The organism is Rhodococcus sp. GQ147 (genome assembly GCF_059759155.1).
Map to the genome: position 1 here is coordinate 216,335 of NZ_JCAXDU010000007.1, position 25,702 is coordinate 242,036.

At 67.2% G+C, this 25,702-nt stretch carries 21 protein-coding genes and 3 tRNA genes; 10 read left to right on the forward strand and 14 right to left on the reverse strand.

From position 1 onward, the window contains the following. Window positions 1–76 precede the first annotated feature (76 nt). Window positions 77–2,569 carry a response regulator gene (locus AC6CID_RS10995; RefSeq protein ID WP_064061121.1) on the forward strand — a complete coding sequence of 831 codons (2,493 nt, stop codon included), beginning with the start codon at window positions 77–79 and terminating at the stop codon, window positions 2,567–2,569. Between the two features lie 43 nt (window positions 2,570–2,612). Here AC6CID_RS10995 and AC6CID_RS11000 read toward each other — a convergent pair whose 3' ends face one another. The 5 genes from AC6CID_RS11000 to AC6CID_RS11020 form a co-directional block, all read right to left on the reverse strand. Further along, window positions 2,613–4,394: an AMP-dependent synthetase/ligase gene (locus AC6CID_RS11000; protein WP_350246872.1), complete on the reverse strand. Its 1,782-nt coding sequence runs from the start codon at window positions 4,392–4,394 to the stop codon at window positions 2,613–2,615. Window positions 4,395–4,565: 171 nt separating this feature from the next. Then, the gene (locus AC6CID_RS11005; RefSeq protein WP_156666164.1) at window positions 4,566–5,063 is read right to left on the reverse strand and encodes a hypothetical protein; all 498 of its coding nucleotides are present in this window, start codon (window positions 5,061–5,063) and stop codon (window positions 4,566–4,568) included. 60 nt (window positions 5,064–5,123) lie between these two features. Beyond that, window positions 5,124–6,014: a galactofuranosyltransferase GlfT1 gene (gene glfT1, locus AC6CID_RS11010; protein WP_016692663.1), complete on the reverse strand. Its 891-nt coding sequence runs from the start codon at window positions 6,012–6,014 to the stop codon at window positions 5,124–5,126. Next, window positions 6,007–6,858 carry a galactan export ABC transporter ATP-binding subunit Wzt/RfbE gene (wzt, locus tag AC6CID_RS11015; RefSeq protein ID WP_085989319.1) on the reverse strand — a complete coding sequence of 284 codons (852 nt, stop codon included), beginning with the start codon at window positions 6,856–6,858 and terminating at the stop codon, window positions 6,007–6,009. The genes glfT1 and wzt overlap by 8 nt, the downstream gene beginning before the upstream one ends. A 77-nt stretch (window positions 6,859–6,935) precedes the next feature. After that, a complete protein-coding gene (locus AC6CID_RS11020) occupies window positions 6,936–7,520 on the reverse strand; it encodes a bacterial proteasome activator family protein (RefSeq protein WP_006553480.1) in 585 nt (194 codons plus the stop codon). Window positions 7,521–7,666: 146 nt separating this feature from the next. Here AC6CID_RS11020 and AC6CID_RS11025 point away from each other — a divergent pair, with 146 nt between their 5' ends. Further along, window positions 7,667–8,866 (forward strand): cysteine desulfurase-like protein, encoded by a 1,200-nt coding sequence (locus tag AC6CID_RS11025; protein ID WP_498353947.1) that lies wholly within the window; start codon window positions 7,667–7,669, stop codon window positions 8,864–8,866. Here AC6CID_RS11025 and AC6CID_RS11030 read toward each other — a convergent pair. Further along, on the reverse strand, window positions 8,863–9,849 hold the full coding sequence (locus AC6CID_RS11030) for an NAD(P)H-quinone oxidoreductase (RefSeq protein WP_006553482.1): 987 nt from the start codon (window positions 9,847–9,849) through the stop codon (window positions 8,863–8,865). The two genes, AC6CID_RS11025 and AC6CID_RS11030, sit on opposite strands and share 4 nt — an antisense overlap. Window positions 9,850–9,968: 119 nt before the next feature. Between AC6CID_RS11030 and AC6CID_RS11035 the strand changes: the two genes are divergently transcribed. Beyond that, entirely contained in the window at window positions 9,969–10,439 is a 471-nt protein-coding gene (locus tag AC6CID_RS11035; RefSeq protein ID WP_064061115.1) for a MarR family winged helix-turn-helix transcriptional regulator, read from the forward strand. A 51-nt stretch (window positions 10,440–10,490) separates the two neighbouring features. Then, window positions 10,491–10,578 (forward strand) — tRNA-Ser (locus AC6CID_RS11040). Between the two features lie 251 nt (window positions 10,579–10,829). Here AC6CID_RS11040 and AC6CID_RS11045 read toward each other — a convergent pair. The 3 genes from AC6CID_RS11045 to AC6CID_RS11055 form a co-directional block, all read right to left on the reverse strand. After that, window positions 10,830–11,573 carry an MBL fold metallo-hydrolase gene (locus AC6CID_RS11045; protein ID WP_498353948.1) on the reverse strand — a complete coding sequence of 248 codons (744 nt, stop codon included), beginning with the start codon at window positions 11,571–11,573 and terminating at the stop codon, window positions 10,830–10,832. A 31-nt stretch (window positions 11,574–11,604) separates the two neighbouring features. Next, the gene (locus AC6CID_RS11050; RefSeq protein WP_006553498.1) at window positions 11,605–12,003 is read right to left on the reverse strand and encodes a flavodoxin domain-containing protein; all 399 of its coding nucleotides are present in this window, start codon (window positions 12,001–12,003) and stop codon (window positions 11,605–11,607) included. Window positions 12,004–12,084: 81 nt separating this feature from the next. After that, window positions 12,085–13,347: a helix-turn-helix domain-containing protein gene (locus AC6CID_RS11055; protein ID WP_019290322.1), complete on the reverse strand. Its 1,263-nt coding sequence runs from the start codon at window positions 13,345–13,347 to the stop codon at window positions 12,085–12,087. A 147-nt stretch (window positions 13,348–13,494) separates the two neighbouring features. Here AC6CID_RS11055 and AC6CID_RS11060 point away from each other — a divergent pair, with 147 nt between their 5' ends. Together AC6CID_RS11060 and AC6CID_RS11065 are read left to right on the forward strand one after the other, a co-directional pair. After that, window positions 13,495–15,336 carry an NAD(P)/FAD-dependent oxidoreductase gene (locus AC6CID_RS11060; protein WP_064062118.1) on the forward strand — a complete coding sequence of 614 codons (1,842 nt, stop codon included), beginning with the start codon at window positions 13,495–13,497 and terminating at the stop codon, window positions 15,334–15,336. Between the two features lie 175 nt (window positions 15,337–15,511). After that, complete coding sequence (locus AC6CID_RS11065) at window positions 15,512–16,510, forward strand: alpha/beta hydrolase (protein ID WP_220667058.1); 999 nt, start codon at window positions 15,512–15,514, stop codon at window positions 16,508–16,510. 21 nt (window positions 16,511–16,531) lie between these two features. On the opposite strand, the gene AC6CID_RS11070 is transcribed toward AC6CID_RS11065, so the two are convergent. Both AC6CID_RS11070 and hisC read right to left on the reverse strand, forming a co-directional pair. Next, window positions 16,532–18,229, reverse strand: coding sequence for a bifunctional metallophosphatase/5'-nucleotidase (locus tag AC6CID_RS11070; protein ID WP_498353949.1), 1,698 nt, complete (start codon window positions 18,227–18,229; stop codon window positions 16,532–16,534). 100 nt (window positions 18,230–18,329) lie between these two features. Beyond that, on the reverse strand, window positions 18,330–19,409 hold the full coding sequence (gene hisC, locus AC6CID_RS11075; protein WP_498353950.1) for a histidinol-phosphate transaminase: 1,080 nt from the start codon (window positions 19,407–19,409) through the stop codon (window positions 18,330–18,332). A 148-nt stretch (window positions 19,410–19,557) separates the two neighbouring features. Here hisC and AC6CID_RS11080 point away from each other — a divergent pair. The 4 genes from AC6CID_RS11080 (at window position 19,558) to AC6CID_RS11095 (ending at window position 23,447) form a co-directional block, all read left to right on the forward strand. Beyond that, window positions 19,558–19,649, forward strand: a tRNA-Ser gene (locus AC6CID_RS11080). Between the two features lie 37 nt (window positions 19,650–19,686). Then, window positions 19,687–19,759: transfer RNA gene (locus AC6CID_RS11085), tRNA-Arg, on the forward strand. 1,307 nt (window positions 19,760–21,066) lie between these two features. Beyond that, window positions 21,067–22,299 (forward strand): acyl-CoA dehydrogenase family protein, encoded by a 1,233-nt coding sequence (locus AC6CID_RS11090; RefSeq protein ID WP_064853103.1) that lies wholly within the window; start codon window positions 21,067–21,069, stop codon window positions 22,297–22,299. Next, a complete protein-coding gene (locus AC6CID_RS11095; protein WP_094979572.1) occupies window positions 22,299–23,447 on the forward strand; it encodes an acyl-CoA dehydrogenase family protein in 1,149 nt (382 codons plus the stop codon). The genes AC6CID_RS11090 and AC6CID_RS11095 overlap by 1 nt, the downstream gene beginning before the upstream one ends. 30 nt (window positions 23,448–23,477) lie before the next feature. Here AC6CID_RS11095 and AC6CID_RS11100 read toward each other — a convergent pair whose 3' ends face one another. The 3 genes from AC6CID_RS11100 to AC6CID_RS11110 all read right to left on the reverse strand — a co-directional run. Continuing rightward, window positions 23,478–23,927 (reverse strand): very short patch repair endonuclease, encoded by a 450-nt coding sequence (locus AC6CID_RS11100; protein WP_064062009.1) that lies wholly within the window; start codon window positions 23,925–23,927, stop codon window positions 23,478–23,480. Between the two features lie 11 nt (window positions 23,928–23,938). Next, complete coding sequence (locus AC6CID_RS11105; protein ID WP_024102730.1) at window positions 23,939–25,084, reverse strand: DNA cytosine methyltransferase; 1,146 nt, start codon at window positions 25,082–25,084, stop codon at window positions 23,939–23,941. Between the two features lie 398 nt (window positions 25,085–25,482). Next, window positions 25,483–25,702: hypothetical protein (locus AC6CID_RS11110; protein ID WP_498353951.1), on the reverse strand; the 220-nt coding region annotated here is incomplete at its 5' end.

Here is a 25,702-nt window from a genome sequence, read left to right on the forward strand (position 1 = left end):
CATGTGGCGTCGTTCTGCGCGATATCGGCGGAGAATGACGGCGGGCGGGACGTACCGGAGATGGGAGTGACGGGGCATGAGGGCGACAGCCGAGTCGGGAGAGGCGTGGTCGGCGGAACGCCTGTTCGCGGGGCCGGGAGAATGCCTGGAACGGTTTCGGAAGACCGACTGGTCGGCCACCCCTCTGGGGCCGGTGGAGTCCTGGCCGGCGGAACTGCGCATGGCAGTGCGGACGGTATTGCCGTCCGAGGTGCCGATGCTCCTGTGGTGGGGGCCGCAGCTCGTGCAGATCTTCAACGACGCGATCATCCCCGTCCTCGGCGACAAGTACCCCGCGGCGGTCGCGCAGCCGGCGCCGGAATGCTGGCACGAGGTGTGGGACGAGGTGGGCGCGCGCGTCGAACGGGCGATGGCGGGCACCGCCACCTTCGCCGAGGAAGAACTGCTGTTCATGCAGCGCCACGGCTACGAGGAAGAAACCTACTGGACCTTCTCCTACAGCCCGATCCGCGACGAGTCCGGCGAGGTCGCGGGGGTCTTCGTCGCGACCACCGACGTCACCTCACGGGTACTCGGTGAGCGTCGTCTGGAGGCTCTGAGCCGCCTGGGTACGGTGGCGATCACCGATTCGGGCCTGTCGGTGATCGACACGTGCCGGAACGCGCTGGACGCGCTCGCTCCGAGCCATCAGGACATTCCCCTGGCCGCGCTGTTCCTCGACAGTCGGGTGGTGGATCCCGATGATCCGCAACCGAACTGGAAGCAGCTCGCCGTAATGGGGACGAAGCCCGGCTTCTCGGGTGCCCTGCTCGGACCGGATGAGGACCAGCTGCTGTCGAAGGCCGCCAGGGCCTCCGAACCCTTCGTCGTCTCCGGCGTCGCCGAGCGTTCCCCGGATCTGCTCGACCCGCAGCGGGCCCTCGGCGACCATCCGATCGGCACCCTCCTCCTCGTGCCGTTGACGGCGTCGGGACACGACTTCCCGCTCGGTGTCCTCGCCGTCGGACTGAGTCCGTACCGGGTGTTCGACGCCGCGTACTCGACCTTCGTCGACCTCGTGGTCACGAAGATTTCGGGGCTGCTGCGCGATGCGTCAGCGATGGATGCCGAGCGTCGCCGGGCCGATGCGTTCGCGGCGCTGGACGCCGCCAAGACGCGGTTCTTCGAATCGATCAGCCACGAGTTCCGCACGCCGCTCACGCTGCTCCTCGGCCCGTTGCAGAGTGTGCTCGACGACGCCACGACGTTGACGGAGGCGCAGCGGCAATCGCTGGAGGCCTCCCAGCGCGCCGCGATCCGATTGCGGCGACTTGTCGACGCACTGCTCGAAGCGACGCGTGCCGAGACCGACCCGTCGAGGAAGTCCCTGGAACCGACCGATCCGGCGGCGCTCACAGCCGAATGTGTGGACCTGTTCGCCGACGTGGCGCACCGCGCGGGCCTGGACCTGCGCAGCCGGATCGCCGACGCGGCGGCCGAGCAAACCCGGCTCGATCCCCAGACGTGGGCCCACATCGTGCTGAACCTGCTCTCGAACGCGATCAAGTACACCCCTTCGGGGTCGGTCGAGGTGGATCTGGACGTCGAGGGCGATCGACTGGTCCTGAAGGTCGCCGATACGGGTCTCGGCATTCCGGAGTCGGAACTCGCCCGCGTCTTCGAACGGTTCCATCGCGTCGAGAGCGCCGGCGGACGCAGCCGGGAAGGGATCGGGCTGGGTCTGTCCCTCGTCTCGGACTGGGTCCACGCGCTCGGGGGAGAGGTAACCGTGTCCAGTGAACTCGGACGCGGCAGCACCTTCACCGTGTCCGTTCCCCGCGTCCTCGACCCGACGTCGGAGTCTCCGGCCGGAACCGTTCCGGGGGATCTGGGCGCCATGTACGTCGGCGAAGCGCAACAGTGGGACAGGGTCACTCTCGACGAGGACGAATCATTCGCGCAGGGAGAGGATGTGGATTCGTTACCGCGGATCCTCGTGATCGAGGACAACGCGGACATGCGTGACTATCTGACGCAATTGTTGCGTCGCCAGAGTTGGCACGTGGATGCGGTGGAGGACAGCGATACCGCACTCGAGCGAATCCGATCGCGACCGCCGCATCTCGTGCTGAGCGATATCATGCTCCCCGGGCGGGACGGGGTGGAGCTGCTCGAGGAGATCCGCCGCGACCCGGCGACCTCCCGTCTGCCGGTCATCCTCCTGACGGCACGTGCCGGCGCGGAGGCCACGATCGGCGGTCTGCGCACCGGCGCCGACGACTACATCACCAAACCGTTCCACCCCGATGAACTCGTCGCCCGCGTTCGCGTGAACCTCGAATTGTCGTGGCTGCGTGAGCAGACGCTCGTCGCGCGGGAACGTGAATCCGACCAGTTGAAGACGGCGTTGGAGACCCGTTCGACGCTGAGCAAGGCCGTCGGATTGATGATGGCTACGTTCAAGTGCGATGCCGACGCGGCCTTCGACAAACTCGTCGCCTTCTCCCAGCACCGCAACGTCAAGGTGCGTGAGATCGCCGAGCAGATCGTCGGCGACTACACCGTCTCGCTCAGCGATTCGTCGAGGTAGTGCGCGATCAACGGTCCTGCGAACCGGTCGGCGCGGTGACGGATCAGGCTCCCGCGTACAACTTGTCGATCTCCTCCGCGTATTTGGCATCGATGGGCTTGCGCTTGAGCTTCATCGTCGGGGTCAGCTCGTCGCCGGAGGGTTCCCAGATCGTCGGCAGCACCGTGTACTTCTTGATCTGCTCGACCCGCGACAGCTTGCTGTTCGCCTCCTCGACCGACTTCGCGATCGATTCGAGGACCACCCGATGCCGGGTGAGTTCCTCGTGGGTGCCGCTGAGACCGTGCTGTTCGGCGAAGACGGCCAGGGCGTCGGGGTCGAGTGCGAGCAGTGCGACGTTGTAGGGGCGGTCGTTGCCGATGGCGACGGCGCCACCGAGCATCGGGCACGCGGCACGCAGGGCGCCTTCGATGTTGGTGGGCGACATATTCTTCCCCGCCGCGTTGACGATGATCTCCTTCTTCCGGTCGATCAACCGTAGGTAACCGTCCGCGTCGATCTCGCCGATGTCGCCGGTGTGCAACCAGCCGTCGGAATCAATTGCGTCGGCAGTCTTCTCGGGGTCGTTGCGGTAGCCCTTCATGAGCAGCGGGCCGGAGACGAGCAGTTCGCCGTCTTCGGCGATCCTGATCTGCGCGCACGGCACGGCCTGGCCGACGGTACCGATGCGGATGGCGCCCGGCCGGTTCATCGTGACCACGCACGAGGTCTCCGACATGCCCCACACCTCGGAGCACGGAATGCCGAGGGCGAGAACGAACTCGAGGACCTCCGGCGAGATCGCCGCGGCGCCGGTGACGGCGGCGCGGACCTGGTCGAGACCGAGCTTGCCGCGGATCGCGGACAGCACCAGCCTGTCGGCCACCGCGTGCTGCACCTCGAGGGACCGGGGGACCGGTTTGCCATCGGACTGCAGCCGGGCGCGCTTGCGTCCGACGTCGATCGCCCACAGTGCGAGCTTCTTCTTGATCGGGCTCGACTCCTCGGCGAGGGTCTTGTCGATCGCGGCCTTGAGCTTGTACCAGACCTGGGGGACGGCGCCGAAGAGCGTCGGCCGCAGGCTCGGTAGCACGGTGATGGCCTGCTTGAGGTCGTCGAGCGTGGTGATCTGCATGCCGCTGTACAGGCTCGAGTAGTGCGAGCCCCAGCGGTTGGCGATGTGCGCGTCGGGCAGATACGACAGGATCCGGTCGTCCGGACCGATGGGCAGATACGAGCTCGTCGCTTCGAGTTCGGCGAGCAGGTTGGCGTGGGTGAGTTCGACACCCTTCGGCGGGCCTGTGGTGCCCGAGGTGTAGATGAGGGTCAGCAGGTCGGGCGGTTGCACGGCCTTCCACGAGGCCTCGAAGTCGAAGGACGGATCGATGGCGGCCTCGAGGCCGTCGAGGGAGATGGTGCCTTCCGGTTTGCCGTCGATGCACACCAGGTGCTCGACCTTCGTGTCGCCGATCGCCTGCCGCAGGACGGGGACGAACTGTTCCTCGGCGATCATCACGTGGTTGCCGGCGTTGCCGAGCACGTACGAGATCTGTTCGGCGGTCAGCGAGTTGTAGATCGAGAACGGCGCCGCACCGAGGTGGATCGCGGCGGTGTCGAGAAGGTGGAATTCGGGCCGGTTGGTGAGCATGAGGCCGACGGTGTCCCCGCGGTTCACGCCGAGCCCGGCGAGTCCGGCGGCGAGGCGTTCGACGCGCTGCGCGTACTGACGCCAGGTGTAGGAGACGGAGTCGTCGGGGGTGCGCAGCGCGACCTTGTCGGGGTACGCCGCGGCGGTGGTCTGGAAGGCTTCGCAGAGGGTCGACGGTGAGGTGGCACGAGGGGTCATCACTGGCTCCCGAGGTCGAGGGTGGCGAAAGTGTAGGACGAAGTGCGTACATCCGCGGTCGGATCTGCCGGATTGTGTTCCGAGATTTCGCGCGCGTGTCCTGATGGGATGGACTGAGGAACAGGCAGAGTCAGATCTCGGCTGTAGTGACTCCTGTCTGTACGATTCGACCTATTTGACGTTCGTTCCGGTTTCGTGGAACCGGCGAGGGGAGAGGAACCACCGATGACCGGACCGGCAGGAAACTGGGAACCGCAACCGAAGTACCAGAGGGATCTCGAGCCAGGGGAACTCGAGGAGTTGAACCGTCTTCGCGCCTGGAAGGAAGAGCAGGAGCGCGAGGCCGAAGCTCAGCGTCTTCGAGACCACCATCAGCAGATCGCGCTCGAAGAACAGCAACGGAGAGTCGCCGAGCACCAGCAGAACCTGTATGCACAGCAGCAGAATCAGCAGCCGTATCCGCACGCGCAACAGCAGTACCCGCCACAGAATTACGCGCATCAGCAGTTCCACGGGCATCCGCAGTCTGCGTACCCGCCCCCGCAGCCGTTCGCGCCGATCCAGCAGGTCACCGTCAATAATGTGAAACGCGCGGACTGCCCCCATCTCCTGCATCTCGTCCTCACATTGATCACGTGCGGCGCGTGGCTGCCGGTATGGATCATCCACGCCATCATCGTCGCTGCGAGGAACTGAAGTCCGGTAGCGCGGGGTCTGTCCGCGTGAGCGTCAGGGACGCTCGAACCGCTCCTCGCGCCCGAGCCTGCGCAGCCGGATCCACTCGCGCAACCCGGCCGGGTCGCGGCGCGTGATCAGGAAGTACCAGCCGAACCGCACCCATTCCTGGGGCAGCAACCGGCGCAGTCCCGGCTGCGACAGCAGGTAGCCGCGGTTGCGGTAGGTGAAGAAGCGCTTGGTGTCGTTGTCCGGATACTGCGTGTGCATCCGGCCGCCGAGAATCGGCTTGAACTCGTCGGCACCGTCCGGGTGCAGATAGGCCGTCTGCAGGCAGGTGCCGAACGGCAGTCCCGAGCGGACGAGACGCCGGTGCACCTCGACCTCATCGCCACGGACGAACAGGCGCAGGTCGGGCACACCCACCGCGTCGATCGCCGCGGCGGTGAAGAGCGCACCGTTGAACAGCGAGGCGATGCCGGGCAACAGGTCCTCGTCGCCGAGTTCGTGCCGCCACCGCCGCCACACCACACCGCGACGCAGCGGGAAGGCGAGGCGGTCGGGTTGCGCGATGTCGCACACGACCGGCGACACCTCGGCCAGGCCGTTGCGTTGCGCGCAGTCGAGCAGCGTCGCGAGCACGTCCGGTCCCTCTGGGCGGCCGTCGTCGTCGGCGAGCCACACCCGGTCGGCTCCCAGCGACAGCGCGTACAGGATGCCGAGGGCGAAGCCGCCTGCTCCACCGAGATTGTGCTTCGAGCCGAGATAACTCGTGGGCAGGTCCACCGCGTCGACGAGCTCACGCACCGCGTCCTCGTCGCCGTTGTCGACCACCACGAGATGGTCGAGCGGACGGGACTGCGAGGCAAGAACTTTCAGCGAATCCGCCAGCAGTTCGCGTCGGCGGTGTGTGACGACGACGCCGATGATCCGTTCGTCAGCCACCGTTCGAACCCGTCGAGGCCGCGGCGTCGGGGGCGGACTTCGCGATCCGCTCACGCTCGAGCTCGTGGAGGATCGTGCGCACGTGATCGCCGGCCTCGTCGCCCTCGTAGGCGCGCACCACGTGCTCGATGTCGCCCTGCTCGCGGATCTGGCCGTGGTCGATCCACATCGCCTGGTCGCACAGTTGGGCGAGGAACTCGTTCGAATGGCTGGCGAACACGAGGATGCCCGAGCGCGCGACGAGATCCTGCAGACGCACCCGCGCCTTCTTCATGAACTCCGCGTCGACCGCGCCGATGCCCTCGTCGAGCAGCAGGATCTCGGGATCGATGCTGGTGACCACGCCGAGCGCGACACGCACCCGCATACCGGTCGAGTAGGTGCGCAGCGGCATGTTGAGGTAGTCGCCGAGCTCGGTGAAGTCCGCGATCTCGTCGACCTTGGCCAGCATCTGCTTGCGGCTCATCCCGAGGAACATGCCGCGGATGATGATGTTCTCGTAGCCGGAGATCTCCGGGTCCATGCCGACGCCGAGGTCGAACACCGGCGCGACGCGACCCTTCACCCGAGCGTGGCCGCGCGTGGGCTCGTAGATCCCGGAGAGCAGACGCAGCAGCGTGGACTTGCCGGCACCGTTGTGGCCGACGAGCCCGACGCGGTCGCCTTCCTTCAACGACATCGTGATGTCGCGCAGAGCCTCGACGACCACGACATCGGAGTCGTTGCGGCCGATCGCCCCGCCCGCCTTACCCAGGAAGGCCTTCTTCAAGGACCGGGTCTTGGCGTCGAAGATGGGAAAGTCGACGCACGCGCCGCGCGTTTCGATGCTGACCCGACTCACGATGCTGCTCCAGACGCTGACACGGGACCCGAGCGTACCCGTCGCGCCGATACCCGAGTCCCGGGGCGTACCCGGTGGGACTACAGGTACTGGCCGGTTCCGGGGTGGGTCTGACCGGGAAACGATTGATCGTTCTGGCCGCGACCGCCCTGCGCGACGCCGGGAGGAAGCGCTCCCTGACGCATCTGCTCGAGCTGGGCACGAGCCGCCATCTGCTGAGCGAACAGCGCTGTCTGGATGCCGTGGAACAGACCTTCGAGCCAACCGACGAGCTGAGCCTGCGCGATGCGCAGCTCGGCGTCGGAGGGCACCGCGTCCTCACCGAAGGGCAGCGCGAGCCGCTCGAGTTCCTCCCGCAGATCGGGGGCGAGGCCCTGACCGAGTTCGCGGATGGACGACAGGTGGATGTCCTTGAGCCGGGTGCGGCTGGCGTCGTCGAGCGGCGCGGCCTTCACCTCTTCGAGGAGCTGTTTGATCATGGTGCCGATCCGCATGACCTTCGCCGGCTGCTCGACCATGTCGGCCAGGGATTCGCCGCCGTTCTCGGTCTTCTCCTCCTCCGGCCGGCCGTCGGCCTCCACGCGGGCCGCCTCCTCGCGGGAGACACGGATGGGCCGGCCGTCGGGGCCGATCACGAGAACCTGGTCGTTGTCCGGATGCGTCATGGCTCCATTCTCCCTTTCCCACCTCGGGGGTGCCCGGTTACCCGAGGGACCCGGAGTGCCGGGTACCCCGATCGAGCCTACCGAGAGGGCAACGCCGAGTGCAGGTACGGCGCGTCCCATTGACATCGGGACCTAGAGTGTCTGCCATGGCTTACGACGTTGCCCGGATCCGGGGGTTGATCCCCTCGCTCGGGGACGGGTGGATCCATCTCGATCCACGGGCCGGTATGCAGATCCCCGATGTGGTGTCGCGCACCGTGTCCACTGCCTTCCGCAACTCGGCCGCGTCGTCGACCGGACGGCACCTGTCGTCACGTCGCAGCGCCGCGATTCTCCAGGAGGCGCGCGTCGCGGTCGCGGAACTCGTGGGTGCCGATCCGGACGGGGTCGTCCTGGGCCCGAGCCACGCGGTGTTGCTCGCCTGGCTCGCCGAAGCACTCAGTTCCCGCCTCGGGCTCGGCACCGGCATGGTGCTCTCACGGCTCGACGACGAGGCGAACATCGCTCCCTGGTTGCGGGTCGCGAGCCGCTACGGCGCGCAGGTGCGCTGGGCCGAGGTCGAGATCGAGACGTGCGAGCTGCCCACCTGGCAGTACGAGGAACTCATCACGCCCACCACCCGGCTCGTCGCGCTCACCGCGGCGTCGTCGATCGTCGGCACCGCGCCCGACGTGCGGGTCGTCGCGGATCTCGTCCACGAGGTCGGTGGGCTCATGGTCGTCGACGCCGCGGGCGCTGCCCCCTACGCCCACGTCGACATCGACGATCTCGGCGCCGACGTCATCACCGTCGACATCGCCTCGTGGGGCGGCCCGCAGATCGGTGCGCTCGTCTTCTCCGACCCCGCGCATCTCGAACGGGTTCCGGCCATGTCGCTGAACCCGCACGCGCGCGGCGCCGAACGCCTCGAGGTGGGCGGTCACCAGTTCGGTCTGCTCGCCGGTATCCCCGCGTCCATCGACTTCATGGCCTCACTGGACGACGACGCCACCGGTTCGCGCCGCGAGCGTCTCGACATCTCGATCAGCTCGATGCAGAACTACCAGGACGTGCTGTTCGACCGTCTGTTGCGACAGCTCGACAGTCTCACCGGCGTGATCGTGCTCGGCCGCGCGTCGAGCCGCGTCCCCACCCTCAGCTTCACCGTCGACGGGGTCCCGGCCGAGAAGGTCGCCGCGCATCTCGCCGACCGCCGCATCGCGACGGTGGCGAGCACCCGCGGATCGAGCCGGCTCCTCGACTCCCTCGGCGTCAGCGACGAAGGGGGAGCGGTGAGCATCGGCCTCGCCCCCTACACCACGAGCTTCGAGGTCGATCAGCTCGTCCGTGAGCTCCGCAACCTCTAGTTCCGTTCGATCCGCAGCACGACCTTCCCGACGGTCTCGGGGCTGTCGAGCAGTTCGTGCGCCTGTGCCGCCTCGGTGATCGGCAGCTCGGCGTGCACGACGGGATGGACCTTCGCCTCCTCGATGAGCGGCCACAGATCGGCGCGCACGGAGTCGATGATCGCGCTCTTGCCCGACGGCCCCGAGTCCGGACGGCCGCGCAGACCGGTCGCGATGACGTGACCGCGCTTGGCGAGCAACTTGCCGAGGTGCAGTTCACCCTTCGTGCCACCCTGCATGCCGATGACGACGAGCCGTCCGTCCGGAGCGAGGACGTCGATGTTCCGGGACAGGTACTTCGCACCCATGTTGTCGAGCACCACGTCGGCGCCACCGAAGGCAGTGCGCACCTCGGAGACGAAGTCCTGTTCGCGGTAGTCGATCGCCAGGTCGGCGCCGAGTTCGCGGCAGCGGTCGAGTTTGCCGGCCGAGGCCGTCACCGCCACCTTCGCGCCGAGCGCCTTGCCCACCTGGATGGCATGTGTGCCGATGCCTCCGCCGCCACCGTGGACGAGCAGGACGTCGCCGCGCTTCAGGCCGGCGGTCATCACGACGTTCGACCACACCGTGCACGCGATCTCGGGAAGCGACGCGGCGACCGCGATGTCCATGCCCTTCGGGACGGGCAGCAGCTGGGAGGCAGGGACCGCGACCTTCTCGGCGTAACCGCCACCGGTGAGGAGAGCACAGACCTTGTCGCCGATGTTCCAGCCCGTCACACCCTCGCCGAGTTCGGAGATCACTCCGGAGCATTCGAGGCCCAGGATGTCGCTCGCCCCCGGGGGCGGCGGGTAGAGGCCGCGCCGTTGCAGCAGGTCGGCGCGGTTGACCGCGGTCGCCGCGACATCGAGAAGTACGTGCCCGGGAGGCAGGTCCGGGTCGGGCTGCTCGGTCCACCGGAGAACTTCTGGACCACCGGGTTCGGTGGCGACGATTGCATACATGTGTTCGACGCTATCGCGTGCGGGGCAGTGAGGAGACGATCACGCCGCTCGCCGCGCGCTCACCTGCTCGAAGCTACCGTGCGGTAACCGGATCGGGCCGTCGGCATTACACTCCCGGCGTGACCAGCGAACGAGACGAACCCAAGTGGCTGACCGCAAAGGAGCAGGAGGCCTGGCGTCTCTACATGGACGGCAACAACCGTCTCATGAGCGCCCTCAGTCGGTCTCTCAACGACCGACACGACCTGTCGCTGGCGGAATATCGGATCCTGGTCATGCTCTCCGAAGCCCCCGAGGGCGCCCTGCGCATGAGCGATCTCGCCGACGGCGTGCTCTCCTCACGCAGCCGGCTCACCCATCAGATCCGGCGGATGGAGCAGGAGAAGATGGTCGTGCGCAGCTCGTGCCCCGACGACGGTCGCGGTGTGCTCGCCACCATCACCGACGAAGGCAGGCGGCGTCTGGCGGAGGCCGCCCCCACCCACGTCGACGACGTGCGCAACTACCTCATCGACCTGCTGTCGGCCGACGAGCTCGACATGCTGGCGCGGGTCTTCGCGCGCGTCGAGCACACTCTGGCCGACTGCTGAGGTCGCGAATCGGTTATGCCCTGCTTGCGCGGAGCGGTTAGGATCTGCCGCGGAAGCGTGGCAGAGCGGCCGAATGCACTCGCCTTGAAAGCGAGCTTGGGTAACACCAACGGGGGTTCAAATCCCTCCGCTTCCGCCACGGAAGAGGTTCCGGCACTCGTCAGGGAGTCGGAGCCGGAGCCTCTTCTCGTTTCTACCGCCGGGTGGCGACCATCTTCTCCTCGAGGATCCAGGTGCGCCCCTCGTCCCCAGCTTCCGTCGAACCGTGAGAAAGCCCCGAGCTTCGGGTCGGCGACGCCGGTCAGAAGAGTGGCACCGAGAGGATTCATGCGGCCGGTGTGCCCGCGCCGTGCGGGCATGTCCCCGGTTCCCGTGGACCGATCACATCTGTCAGCTCGGTCCGGCGGCCACCGCTCGTTCCACGGCCGCGGCCGCACCGTCGTGCCAGGGCTCACCGTGGCCGACGAGGACGTGCTTCGCGCCGGTGCCGGCGATGGCCGCCAGCGAGGCGAGGGCGGTCCTGCTGTCGGCGGTCGCCGCACCCGAGACGATCTGCGGACCGCGCCTGTCCGTGTACGGATCGAGGGTGACGATGGCGTCGCCGACGATCACGGTGTCGCGGTCCGGGAGATGCAGCGCGCAGTGCCCGTAGGTGTGGCCGGGTGTGTGCAGGGGGACGGGGCGGCCCGGCAGGTCGAGCGGTTGGGAGTCCTGGAAGAGCGTCACGTCGTGGACCCCGCGCACCCACAGCGCACCGGCCACGGTCATCCGGGCGAGAACGGGGATGCAGGCGGGATATCGAACGGGATAGAGCAGCCGGTTGCGTTCGTGCTGGTAGCGATAGGGGTGGGCGGCGAGGAACTTCTCGTCGCGATGCGCCCATACCGGAACCCGCCACCGTTCACGCAGCCGCTTCGCCGACCCGACGTGATCGAAGTGGGCGTGCGTGAGGACGACTCCCTGCACGTCGTCGATCCGGCGACCGATGCGTGAGATCGCCTCTTCGATGCGACCAGCGGTCGCGGGTAGTCCCGTGTCGACGACGGTCACTCCGGCGTCGTCCTCGATCAGGTAGACGTTGACGTCGGCGTGCGCGAGGCGATGCACGCCCGGTGCGACATCCGTGTGGAGCATGGTGGCCCTTCGCTCGGGTGAACGTGCGGGTTCAGCTGTGTCCGTCGATCTCGTCGGCGATGAAGGCGGCCCACGACCGCACCTCGTCCTCGCCTGCGGACGGACTGAACGACCGGTAGTCGAGCGCGGCGAGTTCGGACACCAGATCCGTTGTGTCCTCGGTGCTTTCGTCGCCCACCGCGAACAACCACACGAGCTGCTGACTCAGCCCGGAGGCCCGCGACGACAACAGTTCGACGGTGTCGGGCGAGTACTCGCCGGCGTCGACCTCGCCTCCGAAGACGACGCCCTCGAACTCTTCCGACCGCTCGAGATCGGAGGTGTCACCGACGGTGACGTCGATGTCCCGCTCTCCCAGCGCGTCGGCGACGAGCCGGGCGATCTTCTGTGCCGGACCTTCGGGGCTGTCCGTGACGACGAGAACGGTCATTGTGTCTCCAGCATGTTCGGCGACTTGGGTTCACTGGTGCGTTCCCGGTCCCCGAGGGGCGGAAACATGCCCCCGGCCGTGTCAGCGGTAGACGCCGAGTGCCCGCACCCCCGGCGCCCCCGACCGGCGGACGAACTCGGAGTCGGCGAGGCGTTCGTCCGCACCGAGATCCAGCGACAGGTCGACGGTGGTGGCGAGCCGGTAGGGCTTGCTCTCGATCACGTCCCCGATCGCGCGTCGCAGTCGCGACACCTCGGCGCGGACCGACACGGCATGGTCGTCGTCCCCGTAGAGGGCCCGGCTGAGCGCTGCGACCGTCATGCCGTCCGGGCCGCGCTCGTGCAGCAACAGCAGGATCTCGGCCTGACGTGCGGTGACGATGCTGTGCCACGAGTCGTCGTCCCCGAAGACCTCCACTGTGGGCGACGACGACACGTGCAGCACCATCCGCATGCGCGACGACGAGGCCGCGCCGCGGATCAGCCAGCCGTGCGAAAGCCGCTCGGGCACACACAGTCCCATACCGGGAACGGTCAGTGGGCGTGCGTGCCGCGGAACCGCGACCCGCTCGGCGGCGATACCGGAGGCGTGCGCGACCCAACCGTCCTCGTCGACGAGCAGCACCGGTCCCCGCGTCGACGACAGCAACGGAGCAGCCTCGGTGCGCAGCCGTTCGAGTCGCACCTCGTGCCGTCGCCACAGTTGTGCTTCGGCGAGCCGGACGGCGGTGTCGACGAGGGCGATGATGGCCGGGTGCAGGGTCAGCGCGGGACCGCTGACGTCGACGATGCCCAGCAGGTCGCCGCGGATCGGATCGTGGATCGGCGCAGCGGTGCAGTACCAGGGATGCTGGGTCGTCTCGAAGTGTTCACCCGAGAACAACTGCACGGGCGCGGCCTCCGCGAGCGCCGTGCCGATGGCGTTCGTGCCGACGGTCGACTCGGTCCACACAGTTCCCTCCTGGAAACCGAGGGCGTCGGCGCGTGACCGGATCGGTGCCGAACCGCTGCGCCAGAGGATCACGCCGTCGGCGTCGGTCACCACCAGCAGCAGATGCGAGGCGTCGGCGACGGGTGTGATGACCTGCTCGAGATCGCCGATCACCGCGGAGAGGGCGGACGCGCGGCGACGTCGCTCGATCTCCGCGACGGGCAGCCGGCTGCGTTCGTTGGTGCCGGTGGGATCGAGGCCCGCGTCGAGCACGCGCTGCCACGAACGGGACACGAGCGGACGGGGTCGCATGGGTGACCGGGCGCCGCCGATGACCGCGTCGTGCATCCGCGTCAACTCGCGCGCGTAGCGCGACAGGTCGGTGCCGGGCGCGATCGCGCTGAACGTGGTCACGGTCTCCTCTTCGTCGTCGTCCTCGGAGCATAGGTGGCAAATGTGTGCTGCGCCACAAGTGGGGCGCCGTGCAACGTGACGCAACGCTTGCGGGGGACCGGCCGCGGGGAGTGTCCTGGATCACATCACCACGGGAAAGGACTCACCATGACCGACACCCTCGACAAGCCCACGACCTCCGGCACCGCGACGCCCGACGAACGCGTCGACGCCTGGTTGCAAGCTTTCGAAACCGCCCTCGCACAGCGCGATGTCGACGCCGCTGCGGGCCTGTTCGGCACCGATTCCTTCTGGCGCGACCTGGTCGCCTTCACCTGGAACCTCAAGACCGTCGAGGGACGCGAGGGCGTCTCGGACATGCTGCACGCGCGACTCGCCGACACCGATCCCAGCGGCTTCCGCACCACCGAACCAGCGAGCGACGACGACGGCGTACTCAGCGCCTGGATCGCGTTCGAGACCGCAGTCGGTCGCGGCGTCGGCCACCTGCGTCTCAAGCGCGACGAGGAGAGCGGCCAGGACCGCGCCTTCACGCTGCTGACCACGATGCAGGAGCTGAAGGGATACGAGGAGAACAAGGGCACGCGTCGTCCCCGCGGCACGAAGCACGGCGCCGACAAGCAGAGGGTCACGTGGTCGGAGCAGCGCGAGATCGAGGAACGCGAACTCGGTTACACGCGTCAGCCCTACATCGTGATCATCGGTGGTGGTCAGGGCGGTATCGCGCTCGGTGCGCGCATGCGTCAGCTCGGTGTTCCCGCAATCGTGCTCGACAAGCACGACCGTCCCGGCGACCAGTGGCGCAGCCGCTACAAGTCGCTGTGTCTGCACGACCCCGTCTGGTACGACCACCTGCCGTACATGCCGTTCCCCGACAACTGGCCGGTCTTCGCGCCCAAGGACAAGATCGCGGACTGGCTCGAGATGTACACGAAGGTGATGGAGGTCCCCTACTGGTCGAAGTCGGAGTGCACCTCCGCGAGCTACGACGAGGCAACGGGCGAATGGACCGTCAACGTCCTGCGCGACGGCGAACCGGTGGTCCTCCGGCCGAAGCAGCTCGTCATCGCGACCGGCATGTCGGGTAAGCCGAACATCCCCGACTTCCCCGGCATGGACCTGTTCCGCGGCGAGCAGCACCACTCCAGCGCCCACCCGGGTCCGGACGCCTACGCCGGCAAGAAGGCCGTCGTGATCGGTGCCAACAACAGTGCCCACGACATCTGCGGTGCCCTGTGGGAGGTGGGCGCCGACGTCACCATGGTGCAGCGCTCGTCGACGCACATCGTCCGGTCCGATTCGCTGATGGATCTCGGTCTCGGCGACCTGTACTCCGAGCGGGCCCTCGCCGCCGGCGTCACCACCCAGAAGGCCGACCTGACCTTCGCGTCCCTGCCGTACCGGATCATGCACGAGTTCCAGATCCCCATCTACGAGAAGATCCGCGAACGCGACGCCGAGTTCTACGACCGGCTCGAGAAGGCGGGCTTCCAGCACGACTGGGGTGACGACGGTTCGGGCCTGTTCATGAAGTACCTGCGTCGCGCATCCGGCTACTACATCGATGTCGGTGCCTCGGAACTCGTCGCGAACGGCGACATCAAGCTCGCCCACGGCAACGTCCGCGAACTCACCGAGACGTCGGTGATCCTCGAGGACGGCACCGAACTCGAGGCCGATCTCGTCGTCTACGCGACCGGCTACGGCTCGATGAACGGCTGGGTCGCCGACCTGATCTCGCAGGAGGTCGCCGACAAGGTGGGCAAGTGCTGGGGCCTGGGCTCCGACACCACCAAGGACCCCGGCCCCTGGGAGGGTGAGCAGCGCAACATGTGGAAGCCCACGCAGCAGGACGGCCTGTGGTTCCACGGCGGCAACCTGCACCAGTCGCGGCACTACTCGCTCTACTTGGCGCTGCAACTCAAGGCGCGTTACGAGGGCCTTCCGACCCCGGTCTACGGGTTGCAGGAGGTGCACCACCTCCGCTGACCGACACAGCTCTCCCACGCGTCGCTCCCGCCGCCCGGCGGGGGCGACGCGGCCGTGGATCCTCCGATTCGTCACGAATAGGAGGGTGAATATTAGGGTCGCGTGCAGGTCCGCTTGACCGGGTACAGGTAGTGACTGTGAGATCACTGCAGGTCGTCGGGGGACGGGGAGTTCGATGGTGAAGAGACGCGCGGCGGCTGTAGCGGTGGCCCTGATGGTGCCGGTCTCCGGCACGACGATCGCCCATGCCCAACCGATCCATGCACAACCGGCGCACGTGCAGCCGGTGTCGGCCAGGATCGACCATGTCGAGCGGGTCGGCGACAGGCAGACGAAGCTGTTCGTCCACTCGGCCGCGATGAACCGGGTCGTGCCGGTGCAGGTGCTGCACCCGGCCTCGGCGGGGCCGCGCCCCACCCTCTACCTGCTCGACGGCGTCAGCGCCGGCGAGGAGTCCGAGTTCCGCGAGAGCACGTGGACCCAACGCACCGACATCGCGGAGTTCTTCGCCGACAAGAACACCAACGTCGTCCTTCCCGTGGGTGGCACCGCGAGCTACTACACCGACTGGAACAACCCCGACCCCGTGCTCGGGATCAACAAGTGGGAGACCTTCCTGACTGAGGAACTACCCCCGCTGATCGACGCCGAGTTCGACGGCAACGGCACCAACGCCGTCGCGGGCCTGTCGATGGGCGCCACCGGGGCGATGTCCCTGATCACCCGCAATCCCGACCTCTACCAGGGAGTCGCGGCGCTCAGCGGTTGCTACGACACCTCCAGCGACCGCTCCCGCGACACCGTCCGCGGAACCGTCGCGTACAAGGGCGGCAACCCCGACAACATGTGGGGACCGCCCGACGACGCCCGATGGGAGGAGCACGACTCCTACCTGCTCGCCGAGAAGCTGCGCGGCAAGGAGGTCTTCCTCAGCACCGGCAACGGCCTGCTCGGCCCGCACGATCTCGGCGCCGGTCAGGACGTGCTCACCGTCGGCGCGCCGCTCGAGATCGGCACCTTCGTGTGCACCGTCACCTACGACCGTCGCCTCCGCGAACTCGGTATCCCCGCGCAGGTCGTCTACCGCCCGTGGGGCACGCATTCGTGGGGCTACTGGCAGGACGACATCAAGGCCGCGTGGCCGACCCTCGCCGACGCACTCCGACTCCGCTGATCGCGCGTCGACGGCACCGTCTCAGTGGAGGCGGATGCGGTCGACGGCCGGCGGCTCCACGCGTGAGCGGGTCGCCAGATAGTTGTTGAGGGCGTCGAGATCCTTGCCCGCGCCGACCAGTCCGTGCGCTTCCGTGCACACGGTGAAACCGTCTCCGCCGCCGGCCAGGAAGTTGTTCATCACGACCTTGTACACACGCTCGGGGTCGACGGCCTCGCCGTCGATCGTGATCGAACGGATCCGTTCGCCGCGCGGCGCCAGGCGGTCGAGCGTGTAGGTCAGATTGTGTGAGGGCGCCAGGATGCGTTCGACCTCCGAGCCGACCGGGCTGTCCTGAAACTGCTGCTCGAGCAGCACGTCGAGTTGGGCTCCGGTGAGGTCGAGCACCTGCAGCATGCTCCCGAAGGGCTGCACGGCGTAGGTCTCCCGGTACGAGACGGTGCCGTCGCCGGCGAGGAGGTCGCCGCGGAGTCCGCCGGGGTTCATCAGCGCGATCTGCGCGCCGAGATGCCGCGTCGCCGCGAGTTGTGCGTCGGCCACCAGATTGCCCAGCGCCGACTCTCCGCTCGGGCTCTCGCTGCGCGTGACGTCGGAGCCGATGCGCGCGATGGACCGGTTCGCGACCTCCGCCGACTTCTCGACTGCCCGGTCGACGAACTCGAGAGTGGTCGGATCCGGATCGATGTCGTGCGTGACGACCTGCGTGAACACGACGGTTCGGTCGCGCAGCACCTCCCGGCTCTGCCGGTCGATGACGAGGTCGGCGACCGACAGGATGCGCCCGTGCGAAGCACCCTGCACGACGGTGCGCGGCCTGCCCGCCGGGTCGGTGTAGGTGCAGTTGAAGTGCCGGTCGCCGTCGGAGGTGACGATGAGGTCCACGTCGGGGGAGACGGACGTCGCGATCGCCGCCGCTCCGTCGTCCCCGCTCGGACACGGATCGTCGCCGTCGATGGCCCCGATGTCGCCCTTGTAGAGCACCACGATCGAACGGACGCCGAGCGCACCGAGGATGTCGGCGGTGCGGTTGACAGCGGCGATCTCGTCCTCGAACTGCAGTCCCGCGATCGCGTCGGGCCGGATGATGTCGGGGGTGTTGCTCGGCACGACACCGATGACGCCCACGGGCAGTCCGTCGACGTAGTCGATGCTGTAGGGGAGTGCGGCCGGTGTGCCGTCCGTCGTGGTGAGGTTGGCGCCGAGGATCGGGAAGTTCGCGCCCTCGAACGGTTCGGTGTAGAGGCACCCTTCCTTCGGGTGGCAACCGCCGTCCCGCAGTCGCTCGAGTTCGGCGTAGCCGCGGTCGAGTTCGTGGTTGCCGAGGGTCGCGGCGGTGAGATCGAGTTCGTCGAGCAGGGCGATGGTCGGCTCGTCGTGGAACAGGCCCGACTCGAGCGGCGACGAACCCCACGTGTCGCCCACGGCGTAGAGCACGGAGTTGTCGGCCTGTTCCCTGAGCTGCCGGACGTAGGCGGCGAGATAGGCCGCACCCCCCGCGGGGACCGAGACGCCGTCCGACCGGACGACCTCGCCGTGCAGTCCCTGCGGGGGCAGCAGATTTCCGTGCAGGTCGCCGAATGCGATCACCCGGAGCGGGACGGCGTTCGAGGGGATTGTGCTCGTCGGCGCGGCTCCGGCAGGTGCCGCACCACCGAAGGCGACCAGTGAGCCGACGACTGCGCAGGCCGACAGGGCGCGCCGCACCTTGCCTGCCCCCATGCAGTTCCTCCGCCACCCGACCCGATCCGACCGCCCGAGTTTGTCAGGGCCGGGTCACGCCACCGATACCCAGCTATAACGGTTGGGTCTCGTCACAGGATCAGTCGATGCCGGCGAGTGCCCGTCCCTGCCCGGTTGCGAAGTCGAGGAAGAGATCGTTCTCATGCGGGTCGCCGATCGTCACCCGGGTGCCCTCGCCCGTGAAGTTGCGGAGCACCACGCCTGCCTCCGCTGCGGCTTCGAAGAACGCGGCGGAGCGTTCACCCAGCGGCAGCCAGAGGAAGTTCGCGGCACTCGTGGGCACCTCGTAGCCGGCCTCGACGAGTGCCGCGTGGACCCGTTCCCGCTCGGCGACGACGCCCTCGGTGCGCGCGAGCAACTCGGTCGCGGCGGCGAGCGAGGCCACGGCAGCCGTCTGGGCGAGCGAGTTCACGGAGAATGGGGTGTGGACCTTGCTCAGCGCCGTCACGACGGACGGGTCGGCGACCGCGTATCCGACGCGGATACCGGCGAGACCGTAGGCCTTGGAGAAGGTGCGGAGCACGACGACGTTGCGGCGACCCTCCGCGAGCTCGAGACCGTCGGCCAGATCCTCACCGGGCTCGGGGCGGACGTACTCGAAGTACGCCTCGTCGAGGGCGACGACGATGTGCTCGGGGACGGCGTCGAGGAACTGCGCGAGCTCCTCCTTGCCCAGCAGCGACCCGGTGGGATTGTTGGGATTGCACACGAAGATCAGCCGCGTGCGGTCGGTGATCGCGGCGAGCATGGCCTTCAGGTCGTGACCGTGGTCCGCGGTGTTCGGGACGCGCACGGCGGTCGCGCCGGCGACGGCCGCGATGATCGGGTACGCCTCGAACGACCGCCACGCGAAGATCACCTCGTCGCCCGCATCGCACGTGATCTGCACGAGCTCCTGGCACAGGCTCACCGATCCGCAGCCCACGGCGATCTGCTCGGTCGGGACGCCGAGTCGTTCCGACAGTGCCGCGATGAGCTCCGTCGCGCTGTTGTCGGGGTAGCGGTTGAGGCCGGCGGCAGCGTCGGCGATCGCCTCCCGGACGCTGGGGAGCGGACCGATGGTCGTCTCGTTGCTGGCGAGCTTCACCGCACCGGGGAACGAGCGGCCCGGAACGTAGGCGGGGATCGATTCGAGGTCGGGGCGGGTCTGTGGAGTCACGAGCCGATTATGCGCCTCGTCGTGTGACCGCCGGTCGGCAGGATGGGGGAGACCGTCCATCTACACGCCTCTGACCAGGCGTTTTGCGTTTCCCCTGGGGGCATGTGTAATGTTTCGATCCGGCGGTTCGAGAGCATCGAATCCCCGAGGAGGCGTGCCAGAGCGGCCGAATGGGACTCACTGCTAATGAGTTGTCCCCCTTACCGGGGACCGGAGGTTCAAATCCTCTCGCCTCCGCCAGTTGGTGTAGCGTCACCAACGACAATTGAATACACATGCGCCCGTAGCTCAACGGATAGAGCATCTGACTACGGATCAGAAGGTTAGGGGTTCGAATCCCTTCGGGCGCACACACGAAAACCCTCACCGGTACTCCGGTGAGGGTTTTCTCGTATCTGGTTACGGAGTCGCCACGACACAGAATCGACACGGCTTGCTGACCGGCTTCAGCGACATCTTTGTGGCTATCTTCACTCCGCAAGGGGCGTCACGTGACTTCCCCGGACTACAGGAGGGTGTGTGCAAGATCGGTCCTGGTCCAACAAACAGATGGAGATTCTTGCCCAGTGCCTCCGTGACAATGTCGCGACACCGGAGGGCGCTCCCGACTACGACGACGTCATGATCTGGTACGACGAGTTGGCGGCAGAGGTGCCGACCGGACGGTTACGTCCGCCTGACAGGCTAGGTTCGACCCCTTCGGGCACACAGACCAAACCCTCATCGATCCTGTCGGTGAGGGTTTTCTCGTTCGAGGATTGCTGTTTCCGGTTGCGCTCACGTGAGCTTCGCGATGATCCTCTCGGCGAGTCCTCGATCGGCGCGCGGTACTGCTCGGCGGTGCCGAGGAGGTGATCGTGGTCGCCCGAGTGGGTGGCCTCCCAGTTGGCCCACGGCGACACCATGACGCCGGCACAGGATCGGTACCGGGCTCGGCGGGTGGGGTTCGATGGTCATTTCGGGGATGTCGTAGTACTCGCCCCGGAACGCGATCCATCCTCCCTTCCACAGTTCGCGCAGTGCCCAGATCATTTCGTTCGGTCGAGGTCCCTGTGGTTGTCGAAGTCCTGGCCGAGCAGTTCGAACTCCTCGCGCATCCATCCCGCGGACAGTCCGATGGAGACCCGGTCTCCGGCGACCAGAACGGCTTGCCGCTCTCGTGCCCGGGGTAGATCGTCTTCAACTCCTTCGGGTAGATGAGGTGGTCCGAGACGAGCAGGCCGTGGAATCCGGCGTCGTCGAGCATGCGGGCGGCGGCCGGCATCTCCGTGGCCTTCATGAATGCGGTCCCGCTCCGGAACTTCACTCGAATGCCCTCCGAATCTTCGATGCCCGCCGACGGTGAAAGAGTGACGTTTACATCCCCAAGAGCAAGGTTCTATCAGAGTGTGTGACCGCAGTCATGAGGTGAAACGCCACCGTCCCCGGTCCTGCGCTACGAGTGAACGTTCCGTCTTCGTGTCGAGCTGACCCTCCACCTGGAGTCGGGGACTCGATCGTTCGTGTCCCCGGTCGGAGATCCTGCCGGTACCGCAGGTGATATCCGTCTATTGACGAGCCCGCTGGGGTGGAAGTAGATTTCGTACCACTCTCAAAAAGTTAACGACAATTCGCACGATGCTCCGGCAACGGCGGTCGCGCTCTCCGGGGAGAAGACATGGAACTTGCGTGGTCAGAGGCCGACGCCGCCTTCAGAGACGAGGTGCGATCGTTTCTCGAGGAGAAGCTGACGCCCGAACTGCGGCGGGCCGGCCGACTCGCGACGAGCGTGTACTCCGACCACGAAGCGAGCATGGAGTGGCAGCGCATCCTCCACGAGCGTGGTTGGGCGGCGCCGGCCTGGCCGGTCGAGTACGGCGGATGCGACTGGACGCAAACGCAGCACTACATCTTCAGCCGCGAGTCGATCCTCGCGGGCGCCCCGAACCTGTCGCCGATGGGCATCCGCATGGTCGCGCATGCGATCGTCGCCTACGGCACCGAAGAACAGAAGAGCTACTTCCTGCCCCGGATCCTCACAGGTGAGGTCTTCTTCTGTCAGGGCTACTCCGAGCCCGAGGCCGGCTCCGACCTCGCGTCGCTCAGCATGGCGGCGGTCGACGACGGCGACGACCTGATCGTCACCGGCAGCAAGATCTGGACCACGCACGCCACCGAGGCGAACTGGATGTTCGCGCTCGTGCGCACGTCGAAGACCGGTCGCAAGCAGCAGGGCATCACCTTCCTGCTCATCGACATGACCTCGCCCGGCATCGAGATCCGCCCTCTGGTCATGACGTCCGGTGAGGAAGTGCAGAACCAGGTCTTCTTCGACGGTGTGCGCGTCCCGAAGAAGAACGTGCTCGGGAAAATCGACGACGGCTGGACCGTCGCGAAATACCTGCTCGTCTTCGAACGCGGGGGAGCGGCGGCAGCGCCGGCCCTGCAGGTCATGGCCGAACGAATCGCCGAGGAGGCCGCCGAACAGCCCGGTCCGTCGGGTGGCAGGCTCATCGACGATCCGGCGTTCTCCGCCAAGCTCGCCGAGGCACGTATCCGCACCGACGTACTCGAGATCCTCGAATACCGCACTCTTGCAGCGTTATCCGCGGGCAAGAACCCCGGCCCCGCGTCGTCGATGCTCAAGATCCTGGGCACCGAACTCAGCCAGACGATCACCCGGCTGACCCTCGAGGCGGCCGGTCCGCGCGGTCGGGTCTACCAGCCGCACATCACCGCGCCCGGTGGTCCGGTGGCCGACTACGTGCCGCCCGCCGACGGTTACGTCAGCGGTGAGGAGTGGCAGGCTGTCGCGCCGCTGCGTTACTTCAACGACCGCGCCGGGTCGATCTACGCCGGCAGCAACGAGATCCAGCGAAACATTCTCGCCAAAGCAGCATTGGGGCTCTGATGGACTTCGGTTTGAGCAAGGAGCAGGAGCTCCTTCGTGATTCGGTCACCAAGTTCCTCGCCGGTCGCTACGACCTGGCGCAAAGCCGGAAGGTCGCGACCACCGGCGAAGGTTGGCAACCGGAGGTGTGGCGGGCATTCGCCGAGGATCTCGGAATCCTCGGGGCCACGCTCCCGGAAGAGGTAGGGGGGATGGGCGGCGGACCGGTCGAGTTGATGGTGGTGTCCGAGGCGCTCGGGCACGCACTCGTCATCGAACCGTACGTCGACACGGTCGTCCTCGGGGGCGGGCTGCTCGGTCGTGCAGGGGTCGATCGAGCCCGGTCCGTCCTCGAGGCGATCGCTGCCGGTGAAGCCGTCACGGCGTTCGCCGCGACTGAGCCCACCTCCGGATACGTCTTCCACGACGTGTCCACCACCGCGCGTCGCGAGGGCGACGAGTGGGTCGTCGACGGTGAGAAGACCGTCATCACCAGCGCTCCGCTCGCAACGCACCTGCTCGTCACCGCCCGCACGTCGGGCGAGCGCACCGACACCGACGGCATCTCGCTGTTCCTCGTCGACTTCGACCCCACGAACCCGCCGACCGGTGTGGAGATCCATTCCTACCGCACGATCGACGACCGACGCGCCTCCGACATCGTCTTCTCGGGTCTGCGACTGCCCGCCGACTCGTTGCTCGGCGAGGAGGGCAGCGCATGGCCGTCCGTCTCGCGCGGCATCGACGAGGCGACCGCCGCCGTGTCCTCCGAAGCCGTGGGTCTGATGCGCAAGGTGCTCACCGACACCGTCGAGTACTCCAAGCAGCGTCAGCAGTTCGGTCAGCCCATCGGCAGCTTCCAGGCACTCCAGCACCGCATGGTCGACATGTACATGGAGGTCGAGCAGGCGGTGTCCGCCGTCTACCTGGCCGTTCTTCATCTCGACAGCGACGACGCCACGCGGGCACGCGCGGTCTCGGCCGCGAAGGCGACGATCAGCCGTGCGGCACGCTTTGTCGGCCAGAACGCCGTCCAGCTCCACGGCGGCATGGGCATGACGGAGGAACTCGCCGTCGGGCACTACTTCAAGCGACTAACCGCGATCGAGTACGAGTTCGGCACCGCCGAACAGCACGTCGCCCGGTACGCACAGCTCACGAAGGGCTGATCGGATCGGTCCAGGGGCCGGTGCGGGGGATCACCCCTGCGCCGGCCCTGTATCCGTTTCCGGCGGAGCCGACAGAGCATCCTCCACGCGCGTCGCGGCGACGACGGGATCCTCGTGCTCCCACACCCGCACCACCGCCCAGCCCGCGGCCTGCAAGCGCGCATCGGTGTCCCGATCGCGCTGCACGTTGGCAGCGAGCTTGGCCACCCACCACTCGGCGTTGTTCTTCGGGAACGTCGCATGCTGCGGGCAGCTGTGCCAGAAGCAGCCGTCCACGTAGACCGCGACCCGACGACGAGGGAAGACGAGGTCGGCCCGGCGTCGCATCCCCGGCAGAGGAGCGCGGTCGACGAAGAACCGCCGCCCCCGGCGATGCAGTTCCTTGCGCAACGCCACTTCGGGAACGGTGTCGCGTCGGCGTTGCCGGCTCATCCGCGCACTCGTACGCGGATCCGTCCCGGGCCGATCCGACGCCGCCATCACGGTGTCTTTCAGGCCGCCACTCGGGGGAAGCCACCCATGCGTTCGAGGTGGTTCTCGACGTCCTCGAGGAATCCGGGCAGGAAGCGCAGGTTGCCGGAGCGTGCGCGTCGGAGGAATCCTGCCGTCGCCCGCGCCGACAGCAGACGGGCGTCGAGGAGAAAACCGCCGAGGTCCTCGTAGGGAGCCTGGACGGGCCACTGCGACTCGTGCACGCGGAACGCCTGTCCGCGGGCGCCCCACGCGGCGGTCGGCCACGTGTCGCCCGGAAGCAGCGGGGTCTCGTGGTCGGAGCTGTACGCGATGGGGTTGTTCAGACGGTGGCCCACCCACGACGCCATCCGCACGCTGACGGCATTGCCGACCAGACGCCACCGGTGTCCGGCACGGACGCCGGGCGCCTCGACGGCAGGAGCCGTCCAATCGGCGTCGAAGCCTTGGAGCCTCTCCGCGTCGGTCAGGCCGGGGGTGACGATCTCACCGGACGGCAGTCGCACGGCCGGAGGGCTGGCGATACCGAGCGTCGAACCGCCCTTGAGCGTGGGTACGGCGTTGACTGCCCATCCGAGACCGCGCACACCTTCGGTCCAGTAGAAGCCGCAGGGGAACAGATCGGGATTGCCCTCCATGGGCATGCCGGCGTCCTGGCCGAACAACACCGTGCGGGGATCGTCGGTACGAGAGGCGACCATCAGGACGCGGTGCCGCCGTTGGGGGAGACCGAAGGCGCGGGCATCGACGACGCGGTAGGCCCACATGTAGCCGAGCTCCTCGAGGGCGTCGGTGATGTGGCGCATCGCTGCACCCCGGCCGAGCTGCAGCATGAAGGGAACGTTCTCGACGACGAGCCAGCGCGGACCGTTCTTACGCTTCACGAGACGGAACACTTCGTCGACGAGCCCGGACTTCGATCCCGTGATGCCGGCCGTGCGTCCGGCCTGAGAGAGATCCTGGCACGGGAAGCCTGCGGCGACCAGTTCCGTATCGCGGGGGAGAGAGCGGAGACGCGTGACGTCCGGATGGAGCGGAACGTCGGGGAAGCGCGTACGTAGTACTGCCTGAGCACCCGGCTCGATCTCGCAGAGGAGTTCGGTGTTCCACCCGTGTCGCCCGAGTCCGAGCTCCAGACCGCCGATACCGGCGAACAACCCCACCATGTTCCCCGTCGACGTCACGGCACCCTTCCTCGCTCAGCTCAACGGTGAACGTTACTCGAGAAGTAGGACGATCCGTGAGCGGACGCGACGAGCACCACGATGGAGGGGTGGTCCTACCCCTCCTGTGAAGGGCACCGGGCCATCGAAACCGCCCTTGACCTGGCGATTTGGTGTTCTCGGAAATGTTCGCGTAACTTATTCCAGGTCAGAGCGACACGGACACCGACCCGGGCCGAGAGGAACGGGACAACGAGGTTGGACGAAGGCGCCTGCGAATTTGATGGCTACAAACCTTCTGGTAAGGTTTCGAGCCGCCCCTGGTTCCGAAAACCACACGGACTTGCGTTCGTGAGGACGAGGAAGTAGGCTGGAACAGTTGCCTCAGAGCGGGTCGGACGTCAGTCCGGAGCGTGATGATGTGTGCGTGTTCTTTGAGAACTCAACAGTGTGCCGATGAATGTCAGTGCCAAATATTTTTGGTACTCCGCTCCATCATTTTCGATGGGGTGGGTATTTGCTGATCGTCTCATTCTTCCGTCTGGGATGATCAGTGTTTGAGCTAGTTTGAGTTTTTTTGCTAGTGATTTGACTCTTTTGTCTTTGACTGATTGCCCCCTT

What these genes read in the sequence shown, in the direction of transcription:
- AC6CID_RS10995 (WP_064061121.1), top strand. Translation starts at nt 77, where the DNA reads ATGAGGGCGACAGCCGAGTCGGGAGAGGCGTGGTCGGCGGAACGCCTG.
- AC6CID_RS11000 (WP_350246872.1), bottom strand. Translation starts at nt 4,394, where the DNA reads ATGACCCCTCGTGCCACCTCACCGTCGACCCTCTGCGAAGCCTTCCAG.
- AC6CID_RS11020 (WP_006553480.1), bottom strand. Translation starts at nt 7,520, where the DNA reads ATGACGCATCCGGACAACGACCAGGTTCTCGTGATCGGCCCCGACGGC.
- AC6CID_RS11025 (WP_498353947.1), top strand. Translation starts at nt 7,667, where the DNA reads ATGGCTTACGACGTTGCCCGGATCCGGGGGTTGATCCCCTCGCTCGGG.
- AC6CID_RS11030 (WP_006553482.1), bottom strand. Translation starts at nt 9,849, where the DNA reads ATGTATGCAATCGTCGCCACCGAACCCGGTGGTCCAGAAGTTCTCCGG.
- AC6CID_RS11045 (WP_498353948.1), bottom strand. Translation starts at nt 11,573, where the DNA reads ATGCTCCACACGGATGTCGCACCGGGCGTGCATCGCCTCGCGCACGCC.
- AC6CID_RS11050 (WP_006553498.1), bottom strand. Translation starts at nt 12,003, where the DNA reads ATGACCGTTCTCGTCGTCACGGACAGCCCCGAAGGTCCGGCACAGAAG.
- AC6CID_RS11060 (WP_064062118.1), top strand. Translation starts at nt 13,495, where the DNA reads ATGACCGACACCCTCGACAAGCCCACGACCTCCGGCACCGCGACGCCC.
- AC6CID_RS11065 (WP_220667058.1), top strand. Translation starts at nt 15,512, where the DNA reads ATGGTGAAGAGACGCGCGGCGGCTGTAGCGGTGGCCCTGATGGTGCCG.
- AC6CID_RS11070 (WP_498353949.1), bottom strand. Translation starts at nt 18,229, where the DNA reads ATGGGGGCAGGCAAGGTGCGGCGCGCCCTGTCGGCCTGCGCAGTCGTC.
- AC6CID_RS11090 (WP_064853103.1), top strand. Translation starts at nt 21,067, where the DNA reads ATGGAACTTGCGTGGTCAGAGGCCGACGCCGCCTTCAGAGACGAGGTG.
- AC6CID_RS11095 (WP_094979572.1), top strand. Translation starts at nt 22,299, where the DNA reads ATGGACTTCGGTTTGAGCAAGGAGCAGGAGCTCCTTCGTGATTCGGTC.
- AC6CID_RS11100 (WP_064062009.1), bottom strand. Translation starts at nt 23,927, where the DNA reads ATGGCGGCGTCGGATCGGCCCGGGACGGATCCGCGTACGAGTGCGCGG.
- AC6CID_RS11105 (WP_024102730.1), bottom strand. Translation starts at nt 25,084, where the DNA reads ATGGTGGGGTTGTTCGCCGGTATCGGCGGTCTGGAGCTCGGACTCGGG.